Source organism: Sphingomonas epibiotica (assembly GCF_039615155.1).
GTDB lineage: Bacteria > Pseudomonadota > Alphaproteobacteria > Sphingomonadales > Sphingomonadaceae > Sphingomonas.
On the sequence record NZ_JBDGHY010000010.1, the window covers coordinates 38,809 to 55,193 of the forward strand.

Annotated in this window: 14 protein-coding genes; 9 read left to right on the forward strand and 5 right to left on the reverse strand. The window is 66.1% G+C overall.

Annotation, left to right across the window (positions count from 1 at the left end; genetic code table 11):
• The first annotated feature begins 105 nt into the window (after positions 1-105).
• From AAIO73_RS17595 to AAIO73_RS17615, 5 genes are read left to right on the forward strand one after another with little or no spacing between them, the layout of a single operon-like run.
• Entirely contained in the window at positions 106-360 is a 255-nt protein-coding gene (locus AAIO73_RS17595) for a hypothetical protein (protein WP_345879779.1), read from the forward strand.
• Positions 357-836 carry a BREX-3 system P-loop-containing protein BrxF gene (gene brxF / locus AAIO73_RS17600; RefSeq protein ID WP_345879781.1) on the forward strand — a complete coding sequence of 160 codons (480 nt, stop codon included), beginning with the start codon at positions 357-359 and terminating at the stop codon, positions 834-836. Before AAIO73_RS17595 ends, brxF begins: the two co-directional genes overlap by 4 nt.
• Positions 833-5,038: a DUF6079 family protein gene (locus tag AAIO73_RS17605; RefSeq protein ID WP_345879782.1), complete on the forward strand. Its 4,206-nt coding sequence runs from the start codon at positions 833-835 to the stop codon at positions 5,036-5,038. Before brxF ends, AAIO73_RS17605 begins: the two co-directional genes overlap by 4 nt.
• A complete protein-coding gene (gene pglZ / locus AAIO73_RS17610) occupies positions 5,035-6,984 on the forward strand; it encodes a BREX-3 system phosphatase PglZ (RefSeq protein WP_345879784.1) in 1,950 nt (649 codons plus the stop codon). Before AAIO73_RS17605 ends, pglZ begins: the two co-directional genes overlap by 4 nt.
• On the forward strand, positions 6,981-7,589 hold the full coding sequence (locus AAIO73_RS17615; RefSeq protein WP_345879785.1) for a hypothetical protein: 609 nt from the start codon (positions 6,981-6,983) through the stop codon (positions 7,587-7,589). The genes pglZ and AAIO73_RS17615 overlap by 4 nt, the downstream gene beginning before the upstream one ends.
• Positions 7,590-7,617: 28 nt before the next feature.
• On the opposite strand, the gene AAIO73_RS17620 is transcribed toward AAIO73_RS17615, so the two are convergent.
• Together AAIO73_RS17620 and AAIO73_RS20330 are read right to left on the reverse strand one after the other, a co-directional pair.
• The gene (locus AAIO73_RS17620; protein WP_345879786.1) at positions 7,618-8,175 is read right to left on the reverse strand and encodes a hypothetical protein; all 558 of its coding nucleotides are present in this window, start codon (positions 8,173-8,175) and stop codon (positions 7,618-7,620) included.
• 114 nt (positions 8,176-8,289) lie between these two features.
• Positions 8,290-8,718, reverse strand: coding sequence for an HNH endonuclease (locus tag AAIO73_RS20330; RefSeq protein WP_526023823.1), 429 nt, complete (start codon positions 8,716-8,718; stop codon positions 8,290-8,292).
• Positions 8,719-8,976: 258 nt separating this feature from the next.
• Here AAIO73_RS20330 and AAIO73_RS17625 point away from each other — a divergent pair, with 258 nt between their 5' ends.
• Genes AAIO73_RS17625 through AAIO73_RS17635 form a run of 3 tightly spaced genes read left to right on the forward strand, consistent with a single transcriptional unit; the run spans position 8,977 to position 11,803 of the window.
• Positions 8,977-9,402 carry a LexA family protein gene (locus AAIO73_RS17625; protein WP_345879788.1) on the forward strand — a complete coding sequence of 142 codons (426 nt, stop codon included), beginning with the start codon at positions 8,977-8,979 and terminating at the stop codon, positions 9,400-9,402.
• Positions 9,399-10,670, forward strand: a complete 1,272-nt coding sequence (locus tag AAIO73_RS17630; protein ID WP_345879790.1) for a Y-family DNA polymerase — start codon at positions 9,399-9,401, stop codon at positions 10,668-10,670. Before AAIO73_RS17625 ends, AAIO73_RS17630 begins: the two co-directional genes overlap by 4 nt.
• 38 nt (positions 10,671-10,708) lie before the next feature.
• Positions 10,709-11,803, forward strand: a complete 1,095-nt coding sequence (locus AAIO73_RS17635) for an ATP-dependent DNA ligase (RefSeq protein WP_345879792.1) — start codon at positions 10,709-10,711, stop codon at positions 11,801-11,803.
• On the opposite strand, the gene AAIO73_RS17640 is transcribed toward AAIO73_RS17635, so the two are convergent.
• A complete protein-coding gene (locus tag AAIO73_RS17640; RefSeq protein ID WP_345879795.1) occupies positions 11,784-12,470 on the reverse strand; it encodes an SOS response-associated peptidase family protein in 687 nt (228 codons plus the stop codon). The genes AAIO73_RS17635 and AAIO73_RS17640 overlap by 20 nt on opposite strands.
• 60 nt (positions 12,471-12,530) lie before the next feature.
• On the opposite strand from AAIO73_RS17640, the gene AAIO73_RS17645 reads away from it, so the two are divergent.
• Entirely contained in the window at positions 12,531-13,565 is a 1,035-nt protein-coding gene (locus tag AAIO73_RS17645; protein WP_345879798.1) for an IS110 family RNA-guided transposase, read from the forward strand.
• Positions 13,566-14,565: 1,000 nt separating this feature from the next.
• Here the strand turns inward: AAIO73_RS17645 and istB are convergent.
• Positions 14,566-15,348 (reverse strand): IS21-like element helper ATPase IstB, encoded by a 783-nt coding sequence (gene istB, locus AAIO73_RS17650; protein WP_066759996.1) that lies wholly within the window; start codon positions 15,346-15,348, stop codon positions 14,566-14,568.
• The gene (gene istA, locus AAIO73_RS17655) at positions 15,345-16,373 is read right to left on the reverse strand and encodes an IS21 family transposase (RefSeq protein ID WP_066759995.1); all 1,029 of its coding nucleotides are present in this window, start codon (positions 16,371-16,373) and stop codon (positions 15,345-15,347) included. The genes istB and istA overlap by 4 nt, the downstream gene beginning before the upstream one ends.
• Positions 16,374-16,385: the final 12 nt, after the last annotated feature.

Genomic DNA, 16,385 nt, shown 5'->3' on the forward strand with positions numbered 1-16,385 from the left:
CGAGAGTCGCATCGAACATTGGATCGGCGCGGCACTGCGTCGCTGCTGTTCGCAACACAGTTTCTTGTTGGCCTAGGGCACCTTACTTCCTAGAACCCCGGAAGCATGGGGCAAAATGGCCATCTCGAACTGCTCCGCCTGGTCGGAGAAGCGCTCTACGGCGAGCGATGGCAGGCGCCCATCGCCGGCGACCTCGGCGTGTCCGATCGCGCCGTGCGCTACTGGATCTCGGCCGCCAACCCGTGCCCCGAGGATCTGGGTCTCCGCCTGCTTGCCATCGTGGTCCGCAAGCGCGAGTCGCTCGGCGGACTGGAGAAGGTCGTACTCGAACGGCTTAAGCTCACCGGTGAGCCGTCATGATCGACCATCGAGCAGCAGCGCGGGACGCCAAGCGCCTGCTGGACGCCACGGGCATGTCCGGCGGGAAGCCGGTGCTACTCGTCGGCGACTATGACGACCGGCGCGTCACGCTCGAAGCGCTGTCCGAGCTCGTCGGCGTGCTGCCGATCAACCTGAACGTCGCGCTCGCGCAGGCGCTGATCGACTCGGCCGGCACACGGGCGGACGTGGGCGCGATCATCGCCGCGATGGAGCCGGCGTCCCCCATCCTCCTGCTCGACCGCATCCAGATCCTGATGCTGCCGCAGCTCAGGACCAACGCCACCGACGTGCTCTGCCGCATCGCCCGGCGGTGTGCGGTCTGCGCCTCCTGGCCGGGCCGCCTCGACCAGGGCCGTCTCCGCTACGCCGATCCCGACCATCCCGAATGTCTCGACGAGGACGCGACACGCGCGCTCGTCCTCGACCTGTCGACCAACGAAGGCACATACCGATGAAGTACAGCGATCTCGTCAAGTTCGAGCCGATCGAATCGGTCATCCAGCTGCTCGACGCCAACAAGGCGGATGAGGGCCGTCGTCTGGTCGCCAGCTACGTCATCTCGGATGCGATGGCCGACCGCATCGCCGACGTGATCTTCCCCCAGCTCGGCTTCGATCCCGCGGTCGACCACAAGGGGATCCTGGTCGTCGGCAACTACGGCACCGGCAAGTCGCACCTGATGTCGGTGATCTCCACCGTCGCCGAGGACGCCGAGGTGGTGCCGGAGGTCCGCAACGAGAAGGTGCGCGCCGCCGCCGCCGCGATCGGCGGACAATTCCAGGTGCTGCGCATCGAGATCTCCAGCCGCATGTCGCTGCGCGACATCCTGGTGCAGGAGCTTGCGGGCTTCCTCGCGGCCAGGGGCGTCACGTTCAAGTTCCCGCCCGAGGATAAGGTCACCCAGAACAAGACCGCGCTCATCGAGATGATGGACGCCTTCGAGCAGAGGTTCCCCGGCCAGGGCTTGCTCGTCGTCGTCGACGAGATGCTCGACTATCTGCGCTCCCGCAAGGACACCGAGCTCGTCCACGACCTGTCCTTCCTGCGCGAGATCGGCGAGATCGCGAAGAACACCCGCTTCCGCTTCGTCGGCGGCGTTCAGGAGGCAATCTTCGACAGCGCCCGGTTCGCCTCCACCGCGGACAGCCTGAGGCGCGTGAAGGATCGCTTCCAGCAGGTGCTGATCGACCGCCAGGACATCGGCTTCGTGGTGGCCGAGCGGCTGCTCCGCAAGGACGAGCATCAGCGCGAGGCGATCCGCAAGCACCTGGAGCCATTCGCCAAGTTCTATGGCAGCATGGGCGACAAGCTCGACCAGTTCGTCCGGCTCTTCCCGGTCCACCCCGACTACCTCGCTATCTTCGAGCGGATCGAGTTCGCCGAGAACCGGAACGCGCTGTCGACGCTGTCGGGGACGATGAGGAGGATGCTGGATCAGGACGTGCCGACCGACGGACCCGGCGTCATCACCTACGACAGCTTCTGGACCGACGTGCGCACCAACCCCGCATTCCGCGCGCAAGCCGGCGTCCGCGACGTCGTTCGTATCGCCGAAACTTTGCAGGAGAAGGTCGAGACGGCGTTCCCGAAGGGAAAGGCGCTGAGCCGCCCGACCGCGCACCGGATCATCGACGGTCTGGCGATCCAGCGCCTGACCACCCCCGACATCCACGTGCCGATGGGTCCGACCTCCGCCGAGCTCCGGGACCAGCTCCTGCTGATGAACCCCATGGCGGCCGACTTCCCCTCGGACGAGCCGGCGCAGGATCTGCTCACCTTCATTGACGCCACCATCGGCGACATCATGAAGGCCGTGAACGGGCAGTTCATCACGCGGGCGACGGGCAGCGACCAGGTCTTCCTCGATGTCGCCAAGGACGTCGACTACGACGCCGAGATCGACAAGCGCGGCGAGAGCCTCGACGACGAGGATCTCGACAACGCCTATTACCAGGCCATCGCTCACCTGATGGAGCGGACCGACGAGGCGACGCACCTGCCGGGCCACAAGATCTGGCAGTATCCGCTGGAATGGTTCGAGCGCCGGGTCCACCGCGACGGCTACCTGTTCTTCGGCTCGCCAAACGACCGGCCGACCGCCTATCCGGCACGCGACTTCTACCTCTACTTCGTCCAGCCCTACGACCCGCCGAAGTTCAAGGACGAGGAGAAATCCGACGAGGTGTTCCTGCGCCTGGCCAGCAAGGACGAGGCGCTGACCGCGATCCTGCGGCGCTTCTCGTCGGCATCGGCGTTAGCCGGGCTCAACAGCGGCAACGCCAAGACCGTCTACACCAACAAGGCTGAGGACGCGCTCAAGAGCATGCGCAAGTGGCTGCGCGACCAGCAGACTACCGCCTTCAACGTCACCTATCGGGGCAAGACCCGCACGCTCGGCGAATGGGCGAAGGGCTTCTCGGTACGCGAGCGCGCCGGCATCAAGGGCGACGAAACCGTCAACTTCCGCGAGTACATCAACGCGTCGACAGGCTTCCTGCTCGCGCCGCACTTCGCCGAGCAGTATCCGGAATACCCGTCCTTCGGCACGATCGTGACCGACGCCAACCGCCGGATGCTCTGCACGACCGCCGTGAAGGCGCTGTCCGGCCCGGCGCGGCCGAAGGACGCCGTCATGATCCTCGACGCGCTGAAGCTGCTCGACGGCGACAAGCTCGATCCGCGCCATTCCCCCTACGCCCAGGAGATCACCGCGCGTCTCGCCGCGAAGGGCGCCGGTCAGGTGCTCAACCGCGGGGAGATCTTCGAGGCGACCTCCATGGCGGAGTCGTTCGCGCCGGGCCGCTTCGGACTAGAGCCCGACCTCGTCGCCGTGGTCCTGGCGGCGCTGGTCCATTCGGGCGATGTGGTCGTGTCCGTCGCCGGCAGGAAGATCGACTCGTCGAACCTCGGGGACGGCTCGGCATCGCTCGTCGAGGAACTGGCGGCGTTCAAGCACGTCGAGGCGCCGAAGGACGTCAACGTGGCGGTCCTGCGCGACCTCTACGAGCTGTTCGGGCTGCCGGCCGGCCAGGCACAGGCGGCGGCCAAGGGCGACGACGCCGCGGTCCGCAATCTCCAGGACGCGCTGGAGAAGGTCATCGCCAGCACGCTCACCTTGGGAACGGGTCTCGAGAGCTCGCTTTCCTTCTGGGGTGCCTCGGTCATTTCGCCGGAGCAGGTTCAGGACGGGAGGACGCGGATCGATGCCGCAAGGAAGTTCGCCGAGTCCCACACCGCCTACAACAGCCCTGCCAAGCTGAAGAACCTGAGGACCACGCCTGCCGAGATCGCCGCGCGTGCCGACGACTTCGCCGGCTACCGCCGCGTCGCATCGCTGGTCGGCCAGATCGAAGGCGTCGCGAAGGACGCCACCTATCTGCAGCAGACCGAGATCGTCCTTCGAGATGACGATCCCTGGCTCGAGAAGGCCCGGAAGGCTCGGCACGAGATCGCCGGCCAGCTGAGCGATGTGCTGGACGCTGCAGCTATGACCGGGGTCCGCACGCGCCTCGCCACGCTCAAGAAGGATTACGTCACCCACTACATGTCGCTGCACGCGAAGGCTCGCCTCGGCGTCACGGAGAGCAAGACCAAGGGGACGTTGATGAACGATCAGCGGCTCAAGACCCTCGAGCAGCTCACCCGCGTGCCCATCCTTCCTGGCAACGAACTGGAGAGCTTTCGCAACACGCTGGCCGACCTGAAGACCTGCTCGGGGCTTGTCGAGAGCGAGCTGGCGGCGCGGGCGACGTGCCCGCACTGCTCCTACACGCCCAAGGCCGACCAGCTTCCGTTGACGGCACCAGCGTCGTCGGTCTTGGCGACGCTCGACGACAGGCTCGACAACCTGCTGGCCGCGTGGACCACTAGGCTGCGCGAGGAGCTCGACGATCCTATCACTCTTGCCGAAGGTCTTCAGCTGGTCGATGCAAAGGTGCGCGACCGCATCAAGGCGTTCGCGGCGGGCGGCGACCTGCCGGAGCCCCTCGACGGGGAGATCGTGGCCGGGATCCGAGACGCGCTCTCCGACCTCGCCAAGGTGGAGATCACGTCGGCCGACCTTCGCACCGCACTAACGAGCGGGGGTTCGCCGGTGACCCTCGACAACGATGCCGTCCGCGGCGTGATCGACGACCTTCCCGCAGAGCCGCCTGGTCGCCCGATCCCGCGCGTGTCGATGCCGCAGCTGCCGGCCGGTGTGGAGGGCGTCTGGTCGCTATGGCGGATTCGAATGGCCACCGTCCGGGGTGACGAGCAGCGCTACATGCCACTCTTCGTGCAGAACGGGCGAGCCTTCGCTCCCACGGCGCGCAGGCTGTGGGACATGATCGTCACAGGCGAACTCGCGACAGCCGGCGACTACGCCACCTGTGCGGCAGCGGACCTGGAAGGGTTCGCCGAGGCGCAGGCCGAGCCGATCTACCTGGAGCTTCGCGACGGACACCTCCAGCAGCTGGAACAGGAACGCCAGCGCGTAGCCGCGGCTTTTGACGCCCGCCGACGCGCGATAGGCCGGATCGGGCTCGAGAACGTCAGACGCGCCCGGCTGGGCCGCCTCGAAGAGGAGCACGAGCGTCGCGTCCGTGAGCTGCAGGAAGCGGCGGCGATGATGCCGAGCCTTGAGCCAGTCACCATCGTCGAGGTGCGATCGGCATGACGGCCCTGTCCGAGCACGTCACGGCTCCATTTCAGCGCGAGTTCGCTCACCTGTGGGTCGTTAGCGATCCCGACGAGATCCTGCTCGCTCCCACGATCGCTCCGATCCTCGCACAGAGGGGATTCGAGCTCGTCAGCTATCGGGACCCGCTCGCCTTCCGGTATCGCTACGAGACCGAGATGCGCGATGCGCCTGAAGGCGGCGCCTACATCGTCCACGTCCGTGGCGATGCTGGCACCACCGTGCCATGGGACGTACTTAACGAGGCGCGCGTCCATTCGCTGTCGATCCCGGAGCTGTTCGGCGCAATGGACGCGAACGCAGTGCGCGCGGTCGGGTCCGAACGCTACGACGATCTATGGCAGGTCACGGCGTCCAGGCCGAGCATGCCGGCGATGAGCACGGTCGCGACGAAGGACTTCCTGGCGGCCAACCTCTACCGCGTCGTGCCGGACCTGCTCCGCCGCCCCACCGATCTCTGGGAGCAGGCGTTCGACCTCTTCTTCCGCGGCTCGCCCCTACCGCATCCCATTGCCTGGCATGTGGCCGAGCGGGCCTGCCGTCCTGACGGAATGTCGGTCGAGGTGGCGGCATCAATCCTTTCCGACCGGGCGACCTTCATCGACCGCGTCCAGCGGGACTGGAACCTGTTCGCACGAGCATCGGCACATGGCGAAGAGCCGCCGGCGCACGTAATCCCCTTCGCGCTGCCCGGCATCCGCGTGAACCTAGACAGCATGGTGCTGGATGGCATCGTAGCGCCCGCAAAGGTCGACCTGATACCGCCCTCCACCCCGGGCTGGATGCTCGTCGGTATGGTGCGGGACGATGAGGCAGCTCGCGCCCTGGCCGCGCAGCGCATCGACCTGCTGCGACAGGACATCCCGAAGGACGGCGCCACGCACGGCGACTGGCTGCGGTTCGCGGAACGACACGCCGAGATCGTCGACGCCGCACGGAGCCTGGCCGCCGACGCCGCCGATCCGGACCCGGTGGTCGGAATCGCGCCAGCCATCGACGCCGCGCTGTTCGACTGGTTGGAAAGCGGCTTCGACGGCCTGAGCTTCAACAGCTACGCCACCGCTCCCTCCATCGTGCACCAGATCGCGCCGCACATGGCGCATCGTCGCCGCGCCGGTGAGCGGAGGCAGGCGCTGATCGTCGTTGACGGCATCGCGCTCGACCAGTGGCTCATCCTGGAGCGTCGCCTTCGCGCCAACCGGCCGGACGTCCTCGTCGACACCCGATCATGCTTCGCCTGGCTTCCGACGGTGACCGGGGTCTCGCGCCAGGCGATCTTCACCGGCGACCAACCACGGGCATTCGCAAAGACGATCGGCAGCACCTCGCCCGAACCCGCCGCATGGCGGCGCTTCTGGGTAAACGAGGGGCTCGCCGAGAACCAGGTGTCCTATGCCAAGGGGCTTGGTCACCCGGGCTCCTGCGACGGAGTCATCTCCGGCCCGATCGCTAGTAGTGTCGAGGTCATCGGGCTCGTGGTGGACACGGTCGACGAGCTCCTGCACGGCGAACTGTTCGGCAAGCAGGCGCTAGTCGGTCGCATCGAGCACTGGCTCGGGCTCGGCGAATGGGATCGGCTCGTCTCCTCGCTGATCGACGCCGGCTACCGGATTTACGTCACCGCGGATCACGGCAACGTGGACGTGGTCGGTATCGGCCGTCCGTCGGAAGGCAGCGCCGCGGAGGAGCGTGGCGAGCGTGCCCGCATATACGACAGCGAGGCGCTGCGGCAGAAGTCGCTCGCCACGATCGTCGGCAGCCGGATTCTGCAGCCCGGTGGTCTGCCCGACAGCTATAAACCGCTGTTCGCCCCGCATGGGCGGGCGTTCATCCCTGACGGTCGCCGAGCCGTCGTGCACGGGGGCACATCCCTGGAGGAGGTCATCGTCCCGTTCGTCAGGATCTCGAGGAAGGAAAAGACGTGAGTACCGCACCACCCCGGATCGGCATGGATCGCTTCGTCGCTGCCGAATGGATGGAGTTGGCCGCGTCCGTCGTCCGTGGCGAGATGCAGGCTGAAGGCTTGCACGCTCGCCTCGCCGCCGACATTCCCGGCGTCCAGGTGCAGCGCAAGACCCTCGGCATAATCAACCGCATGTGGTTTCCCGACGATCAGGGCGCACGCGAGCTTGCCCTGCAGGCGGCAAGCGTTGAGACGAGTGACGAAGCCGCCCGAACAGCCGCCTATGAAGCGGTTGCGATCAGCGCATACCCTTATTTCCGACAGGTGGTGGAGAACGTGGGGCGGCTGCTTCGCCTGCAGGAGACTTGCTCGGCAGGAGAGGTCCATCGGCGGATGTTTGAGCAGCACGGCAAGCGGACCACGATCGATCAGGCGACCAGCTACGCCTTCAAGACCATGGTGTCTTGGAAGATGATTCAGCGTTGCCCGGATAAGAGGATCGCGCGCGCTGCCGCTCTAAAACTAAGTCAGGCGTCCAAGCGTTTGCTCGACGATGCCGCCAACAGGTCACGGCGGAGTGTTTCCGCCCTAACCGCTACTGACCCCCTCCTCTTTCCATTCAGCTAACGGTGCCGGAAGTCCAGCGCGCCTCGCTTCATCTCGTCGGGTGAAGAGCGCGCCGGGCCTCGTCGGTGATGGTGTAGACCGCCTGCCGCTGGGCGCCCCGGTTGTGATGGTCAACCCGGTAGCCCTGATAGTGCCGCCGGACGAACCCCGCCCTGACCAGCTCGGAAACGGCACGGCTCACGTTCGTTCGACCGGATTGGCGGACACGCTTGCGAACCTGCGCGTCAACGACCCGATCGGCCGCATCGGGGTCGGTCGGGAGCGCGCGCTTGGCCTCGAGCTCCTGGCGCACCTTCTCCGCGATCGCCCGCCTGCGAGGATCGCGCTGCGCAACCGGCACCAGCGCATCGCAGAGCCAGTCGCGCACCGGGATGCGGCGGCTTCCCTCCCGGATGTACGGACCGGCCGAGCCGGTCTGCGCGCTCGCTTGGGCGATTAAGTTCAGGACCATGAAGCTGTAGCGCGGCCGCTCGCAGACGACGGTCAATCGTTCAAGGATCGCCGGCAGATCGAGCGGACGCTTCTGCATCTCCGGCTCGACCGGCCTAGCGCGCTCCTCGAGGGAGAAGAGGTCGGGCTGAAACATGGAACATTAAGAGCACAGACGACTCGACAAGTGAATCCTGCACGATGTCCCCGAATGAACTTTGACCGCTCGCGGCACTTCACCGGAGAGGCAAAGTGCCGCTCGCGAACTCTCTTACGATCGGTGCTGATTTCGGCTGGCGCATGGTCGAACCACCGACCCTGCCTCGGGTGAAGTGCCGCGAGTGATACGACGGTGAAGCGGCCAAAAGCTATGCCAGGTGCGTCGGTCGCGTCGGCGCTGAACGTGCGCTCGATGCGCTTCCGGCGAGCGAGCGGAGAGGCCGCCTCGCCGATGACGCTGTTGGTTGCAGTATTGGCATGCTGCGGCGATGTTGGAGGCATCGTCATGGCCTCCGTCACACTTTGCGCGGAGGTGTTCCGCCGTTGCTCGATGGCGAGTGGCTTCCTTTATCGTCAGGCCCCACCTCGTCGCGAACGGCTGTAGATCTGAAGGAAGGAGCCACATCGGCTGCTCGCAGTAGAAGCATAGGCCGTCCTGAGAACGAAAGCTGGCGGCTCGATGCATTTGAACGTCGGTCATCACCTTATTCCCTGCAGGGTTAAGGTGGTGCGCCGCGGCTCTCGCCGGTTGGGAGGTGAGCTTTTGCTCGCGCACAGACGGCCTTCGGCTCGTCCCACAGTCCCCTGAACGTGGCTGCTGCCTCCGGTCCCCGACAGAATGTCATGCGGGGCGGATCGCTGCAAGCCACTACTTTGCGCCAGTCCGATCAGCTACCCCGTTCACAAAATGTTCTCATGCGCGTTATGACGGGTCGATTGCCCGCACGAGATCCGATTCATGTATGCCGTTCGCCTGACAGAGATCCCCTATGAGATGGTCCCACGCGAGGTCCGTATCCTGCTTTGCCGGACGCCCGCTGGCTTCCCCTCCCCCGCGCAGGACGATCTTGAGGAGCCGATTGACCTGGGCGAATGGCTGATTGAGCAGCCAGCCGCGAGCTACGTGATGCGGGTGGACGGTCACTCCATGACCGGCGCCGGCATCAACGATGGTGATCTGATCGTTGTCAGCCGCGCTAAAGCGCCCCGGCCGGGGCACATCGTCGTCGCTCTGGTGCATGGCGACCGTACCCTGAAGCGGTTGAAGCGGATGGATGACCGGCTATGGCTAGTTCCCGAAGCCGAGGGGTATCCGCACACGGTTGTCGACGAATATGTCGAGATCTGGGGCGTGGTCGTCGGGCTCGCGCGTCGGTATATATGAGCACGCCGATCGCGCTCATCGACTGCAACTCCTATTATTGCTCGGCCGAGCGTGCCTTTGATCCAAGATTGAAGGGCGTGCCCGTGATTGTCGCCTCTAACAACGACGGCTGTGCTATTGCCCGATCTGACGAGGCCAAGGCACTCGGCATCAAGATGGGTGATCCCATCCACAAGATTAAGGACAGGATCAAAGCGCATGGTATTCATGTGCTTTCGTCCAACTACACGCTCTACGGCGACATGCAGCGCCGGGTGCTTGCAGCGGTCGAGCCGTTCGCCCGCGACATAGAGGTGTATAGTATCGACGAGAGCTTTTTGGATCTTGGGGGCTTCGAGGATCGCGATCTTGTGGCGCACGCGCAGGCGATGCGCGCTCAGGTGCTGCAGTGGACCACCATCCCGACCTGCGTGGGCATCGGTCCGACGAAAACGCTAGCGAAGCTCGGCAATGCGGCTGCCAAAAAGAACCCGCTGTTCGACGGTGTCGCCGACCTCCGCGACGAGCCGATCCGCGACTGGGTGCTCGAGCGGTTTCCGGTCGAGGACGTCTGGGGCGTGGGCAGCGCGACGGCGCGCAAGGTGAAGGATCTCGGCATCCACACCGCAGCCGCGCTTCGCGACATGCCCGTTAAGCAAGCAAGGAGCATGGGGACGGTCGTCTTGGAGCGCCTGGTGGCTGAGCTGCGCGGCGTGCCGGCCGCAGTGGTCGAGACGATCGAGCCCCAGCGGAAGGGGATGGCGGTGACGCGATCCTTTGGCCGGCCGGTCACGGACTTCGAAGTACTAATGGGCGCGATCGCTCAGTATGCGATGCGCGCCGGCGAGAAGCTGCGGTCGCATGGGTTGGTCGCTGGTCGACTCTCGGTCCTGTTCCACACCAACCGCTTCGCCGATCGGCCTCAATATGGCGCGTCGAGGACGCTGACCCTCCATCCTATGACGGCCGACGGGCTCGAGCTGGTCCGTGTCGCGCGGAAAGGTGCTGAGCATGCCTGGCGCGATGGCTACGCCTACACCAAGGCGGGCGTGATGTTGGAGGATCTCGTCTCGGCCGAGCTGCGCCCGCGCACGCTGTTTGAGGACGAGGCCGACACAGGGCGGCGCGAGCGGCTGATGGCGGCACTGGACGATATTAACGGCAAGTTCGGTCGCTTTACCGCCGTTCCGGGCACCCAAGGGTTCAAGCGGGAGTGGCGGATGCGGGCGGCCGCGAAGTCGCCGGCGTACACGACGCGGATCTCCGACGTGCCTGTGGTGCGCGCGTAGGCGCGGGAACGAGTCCGGCGGGCGAGCGATTCCGTCAAGTGAAGCGCTTCAATCCTTCTCCGAGCCGGGAAGAGCTCAACGCCCTTCCAGTGGTCGCGCCGGACCTGCCGGAGGCGATGCACTTCATGGACTGTCCGGCGTGCGGTCAGGCGCTCGATTGCCGCAACCTGGGCGACGTGCTCCACCATGATCAGCCCGGGCACGAGCCGATCCGGCACGGATCGCTGGGCGGGCATCCCCTCACCTTTGTCGAACCGATGTTGCCGACGCTCGTCGACGTGCCCCCTGCCGGCGACGATTGGCTGCATGAGGTGAAATACGACGGCTACCGGACTCAGATCGTGATCGATGGCGCAGCCCGGCGTGCGTTCACGCGTAACGGCCACGACTGGAGCGCCAAATATGCGCCGCTGCTGGGCGCGGCCGAGCTGCTGGGGTGCCGTCGCGCGATCATCGACGGCGAGATCATCGTTCAGGACGAGGAAGGGCGCTCGGATTTCCCCGCGCTCCGAACCGCGATCGGCCGCAGCCCCGAGCGCCTCGTGTTCATGGCCTTCGATCTGTTGCATCTCGATGGGCGAGACCTGCGCCCGTTCGCTGTCGAGCAGCGGCGTGAGCGCCTCGAGGAGCTGCTGGGCGGGTTCGATCCGGCGATTCCTATCCATTTCAGCGCCGACGTGCGCGGGGGCGGCGTGCAGTTCTTTGACGCTGTCGATGCCATGGGACTCGAGGGCATCGTGTCGAAGAAGCGCGGCACCCGCTACGCGAGCGGTCGGGCAAAGACGTGGTTGAAGACTAAGGCGTGGACCGAAGCCGAGTACCTGGTGGTCGGCACCGAGGCGACGCCGGGGGAGCCGGTCTCGGCGCTACTGGCGCGTGAAACGGAGGACGGGCTCGAATACGCGGGTGGCGCCGCTGTCACCCTGCCCGCCGATCGCCGCGAGCTGTTCTACGCCGCCGAGCAGCTGCAGCGCGATCGGCCGCCCTCCGGCATGCCGCGGTCGAAGCGCGCTCGGTGGATCGAGCCGAGGTTGCGCGTTCGCGTGCGCCACCTGAAAGGCAGTGAGAAGGTGCGGCATGCGACCGTGGTCGACGTGACGGAGCTGGCCGGTGTCAGACGTCTATCTCGATGAGATCGTCGGGCGGCGTCTCGACTTGGCGGACCATCTCGCCGGCGTAGGGCTGGACGAGCGCGAGAGCGTCGGCCGCGCTGCCGTCGAGCCATTGCAGCAGGTCGCAGGGCCGCAGGATCACCGGCATAGCCTTTGGATGCCACGGCTTCACGAACTCGTTGGGGTTCGTCGTGGCGAAGGCATAGGCCTCGCCTCGCTCGGTCGGGCGCCATAAGCCGGCGAAGAAGCCGATCGGCTCATCGGGAAGGGCGAACCACATCTGCCGCGGCTTGCCATCGTCGCCGGTGCCACCTTCAGGATGCGGCTCTGCGAACCAGGTGAACGGCACGATGCAGCGGCGCTCAGCGCTCGCGATGGATGGCTTCCACATGGACGAGGCAAGGTTCCGCGCGTTCGTGACGTACTTGTCGAGCTTGATTTCCGGGTTGCGCTTGCTCGGCACCTTGGTCGGAAAGCCCCATTCGAGCAGTACCATCTCTAGGGGCCGGTTGCCGGCCGCGCTCCGGCGCACGATCGGGCCATGTCTGGCCGTCTTCTTGCCGGTCGGGAAGATCTCGCGCGCTGGCGGGAACACCTCGTCGGGCGCATAGGGCGGCTCGAATCCACACGCGCGCATGACGGCGGCCTGTTTCGCGGAGATGCGGTAGATGGGGTGATTGCGGTTCACTCTCTTCGACGCGCACCGTGATCTGGGCCGGCATGGGGCCGGCAGACGCGGAGTAATGCCATGTTGCAGTATGTTGGGCTCGACGTCTCGCTGGCCGAGGTGGCGATCTGTGTGGTCGACGAGGATGGAACGATCGAGTTCGAGGGTACGGCACCGTCCGAGCCCGACGCCATCGCCGACTGGCTGCTTGAGCATGACGTTCATCCCGAGAAGGTCGGGTTGGAGATCGGCGGCTTGGCCCGGTGGCTGTACGCCGAGCTGGCCGAACGTGGACTGCCGATGATCTGCATCGATCCGCGCCGGCTGCGCGCGCTGACCAAGACCATGCCGGTGAAGACCGACCGGAACGACGCACGCGCTATTGCCCAAGTCATCCGGGTTGGCTGGTATCGGCCAGTCCACATCAAGAGCCCGGTCGGCCAGGAGCTGCGCATGCTGCTCGCCAACCGCAAGACGCTGCTCGTCAAGTACGGCGACATCGAGAACGAGGTGCGCGGCACGCTCCGCGCCTTCGGCCTCAAGCTCTCAGGCCGGATCGCATCCGGGCAGTTCGAGCAGCGCGCCATGGAGCTGGTCGAGAATCGACCAAGCCTCGCGGCCATGGTGAGGCCGATGCTCATCGCGCGGACCGCTCTTCGCGAACAATGCGCCGTGCTGCACAAGATGCTGCTCGATGCCGTCGCCCGTGACGACACCTGCCGACGCCTCATGACTGTTCCGGGCGTCGGCGCTGTCACGGCCGTCACCTTCCTCGCCGTCATCGATGATCCAAGCCGCTTCCAGCACTCGCGCGATGTCGGTGCCCACCTCGGCATGACACCGCGGAAGTACGCCAGCGGCGAGACGGATCGGAACGGCTCCATCTCCAAGACTGGCGATGCCCTGATGCGTACGACGCTCTACCAGGCATCGCTGGCGCTGCTGACGCGGTCGAAACGGTGGTCGACGCTGAAGGCGTGGGGCATGGCCGTCGCGAAGCGCCGCGGACTACGTAGGGCGATCGTCGCGGTAGCGCGCAAGCTGGCGATTGTCATGCACCGCATCTGGGCCGACGGGACCGAGTTCCGGTGGACGCGTGAGGAAGCAGTCGCATGACAGCCTGATCTCCGCACCACCTTCACCAGCTCCGCCGCACGGCGGGGGCAGCCCGAGAGAACGAGGTCGAGGCGACTGCGCTGTAACCGGAGTGCCACCAGAGCCCGTCCAAGGTAGATAGCAGCCCTCGATCAGCGATCGAACGACCCATGGTGAGGCGGCTCAGCGCCGACCTCGGACACAAGCTCGAACCTCGGTCATGTCCACTAATCTTCTCGCGCGGTGAGGCATACTGCACCATCGCGCCTCGCCTGCTGTGCTGTTGCGGCCGGCTCACGTAATTGGCTACCTTCGACGGATGAACCGGCTTCTGGCTATAGGCCTCCTTGTGCTTCCTTTGTCGAGTTGCGGCCCACCCGTGGTATGGGGCGGCGATGCTGCCACCAAGGCGAGGTTGTTAAAGATTCTGCCAACGGGCTCAACAACCGGCGATCTGCGGCGCGTCGTTGCAGCACGTGGGTGGCGAGTGTTAAATCACGATGATCGTCAGCTCCCGAAGGGAACAAGCCACTACTTTGACGGCGGATGCCAATACCAAGGTGGAGTAAGCACGAACACTGTGGTGGCTGAGTACGGCATTCTCACAACATCTGTCGAAGCGCTCTGGATGTTTGACGCAGCGGGCAAGCTGAGCGATCTCTGCATCCGAAGAACCACGGACGGTCCGTAAGCGCAACTCAGTAGCCGAGGGCTTTTCGCTTGTGGCGGGGACCGCAATCACACAAGCGGTTGCACATGCGCGAGGTTCTGCCACGTTCGAGCGGGACTGTCAGGCGACCGGCGGTAGGGAGAACGATGAAGCTGACCAGTGACGCCGTCGAGGTGGTGAACCGCAACGCCCTCATCACCGTGGCGCTCAATCAAGGCTACAACGCGTATCTGCCGGTGTTGTCAACGCCGGTTGAAAACTGACCCACTTGAGCCTGGGTCGCCGGTTGAAAACTGACCCACCTTCTTGCCCGGGGGTGGGGCGAGCCCCACCCCCGGGCAGCGTCTCTCGTCACCCCTTTTCCTTCGGCCGGGCGACCAGGCCAGCGCGGCGCTTGTCCTTCAGTCGGTAGCTCTCGCCCGAGATCTGGACGACGGTCGAATGATGGAGCAGCCGGTCGAGCATGGCGGCGGTGAGCACCGCCTCGCCCGCAAACGCCTGGTCCCAGCTCCCGAAGGTTAGGTTGGAGGTGAGGATCACCGAGCCGCGCTCGTAGCGCTTGGCGATCACCTGGAAAAACAGGTTCGCCTGCTCCCGGTCCATTGGCAGGTAGCCGATCTCGTCGATGATGAGGAGCTTGTGGACGTTCACCAGCCGGTGCAGCGCCTCCTTCCAGCGCCCCTGGCGCTGAGCCGCCGCCAGCAGCACGACCAAGTCGGCCGCGGTCGTGAATCGCACCTTCCACCCGCGCTGGGTCGCCAGGTAGCCCAGCGCGATGGCCAGGTGCGTCTTGCCGACCCCCGATGGTCCGAGCAGGACGACGTTCTCGGCGCGCTCCACGAAGGCGAGGCTGGCGAGTTCGGTGATGAGCTGGCGCGGCGCGCCGGTGGCGAAGCCGAAGTCGTATTGCTCCAGGGTCTTGATGACCGGAAAGCCGGCGACCCGCGCCTGCATCTCGCGGTTGCGCTGTCGGCGGGTGTCGACCTCGCCTCTGAGCGTATCCTCGAGGAAGTCGCTGAAGGACGCCTGCCGTGCGGCCGCGCCCTGCGCGGTCGCGCCGTACAGGCCCGGCACCGCGACCAGCTTCAGCTCGGCGCACAGCGCCTCGATGCGGTCGTGCTGGAGGTCGCTCACAGGCTCGCTCCGACCAGCATCTCGTAGGTGGACAGCGGGTGCTGCATGCCGACCAGCGGTCGCGGCGCCGGCGACGCCCTGCGCTCCGGCCGTCGCATGATCCGTCCTGCGTAGGGTGCGGGCACCGGCTGGAGAGCGCCTCGCTCCTCCTCCAGGCGCTCGGCCGGGATCTCGCCGGTGGTCGCGTGTACCCGGGCGTTGGCGACCTCGCGCAGCCAGCGCTTCGCGGCGACATTGGCCGCGTCACGGTCGACCACCAGGCCGTCCTGCGCGAAGCGGCTGGCGAGCGGGACCCAGAAGCTGCCCCGCAGATAGCGGATGAACCGCTCCACCTTGCCCTTCGTCTGGGGACGATAAGGCTGGCACAGCCTCGGTCGGAACCCGCACCCGCCGGCAAAGTCGAGAAGCGCCGGATGGAAGCGGTGACGGCCGCGACCATAAGCGTCGCGCTCGACCACCACCGTCTTTGCGTTGTCGTACAGCACCTCGCGCGGCACCCCGCCGAAGGCGAGAAAGGCATGCTCGTGGCAGGCGATGAGCGTCTCGACCCGCTCGTCGGTCACGAACTCCACGTACGCCGCCCGGCTCCAGCCGAGTGTCGCCACGAACACCGACAGCCGGTCGGGACCGCGCCGGATGGTCGCCCAGTCCACCTGCGCCTGCTCGCCCGGCTCCGTCTCGAAGCGTACCGCCGGCCCCGGCGTCGGCGACGCCTTCAACCCCGCAACGAACACCTTCACCATCGTATACCCGCCGGCATAGCCCCGCGCCCGGCACTCGGCGAGGAGCACGCTCGCCGGGATGACGTCCGGCGCCGCAGCGGTCACACGCTCGACGATGTAGCGCTTGTGCGGATCGAGCTTGCTCGCCTGCGGCGGACGCGCGCTGTACCGCGCCGCCTCCGGCTCACGCAGGTAGCGTCGCACCGTGTTGCGCGACACCCCCAGCTCCCGCGCGATCTCGCGCACTCCCTTGCCGTGCTTGGCCAATACCCGGATCTCCACCGCCATCTGCTCCCCAACCATCCGAGCCCTCCG

Excerpts from the sequence above, each read along its gene's own strand:
- istA (WP_066759995.1), bottom strand. The coding sequence starts at position 16,373 with ATGGTTGGGGAGCAGATGGCGGTGGAGATCCGGGTATTGGCCAAGCAC.
- AAIO73_RS17595 (WP_345879779.1), top strand. The coding sequence starts at position 106 with ATGGGGCAAAATGGCCATCTCGAACTGCTCCGCCTGGTCGGAGAAGCG.
- AAIO73_RS17645 (WP_345879798.1), top strand. The coding sequence starts at position 12,531 with ATGTTGCAGTATGTTGGGCTCGACGTCTCGCTGGCCGAGGTGGCGATC.
- AAIO73_RS17625 (WP_345879788.1), top strand. The coding sequence starts at position 8,977 with ATGTATGCCGTTCGCCTGACAGAGATCCCCTATGAGATGGTCCCACGC.
- pglZ (WP_345879784.1), top strand. The coding sequence starts at position 5,035 with ATGACGGCCCTGTCCGAGCACGTCACGGCTCCATTTCAGCGCGAGTTC.
- AAIO73_RS17630 (WP_345879790.1), top strand. The coding sequence starts at position 9,399 with ATGAGCACGCCGATCGCGCTCATCGACTGCAACTCCTATTATTGCTCG.
- AAIO73_RS17620 (WP_345879786.1), bottom strand. The coding sequence starts at position 8,175 with ATGTTTCAGCCCGACCTCTTCTCCCTCGAGGAGCGCGCTAGGCCGGTC.
- AAIO73_RS20330 (WP_526023823.1), bottom strand. The coding sequence starts at position 8,718 with ATGACCGACGTTCAAATGCATCGAGCCGCCAGCTTTCGTTCTCAGGAC.
- AAIO73_RS17605 (WP_345879782.1), top strand. The coding sequence starts at position 833 with ATGAAGTACAGCGATCTCGTCAAGTTCGAGCCGATCGAATCGGTCATC.
- brxF (WP_345879781.1), top strand. The coding sequence starts at position 357 with ATGATCGACCATCGAGCAGCAGCGCGGGACGCCAAGCGCCTGCTGGAC.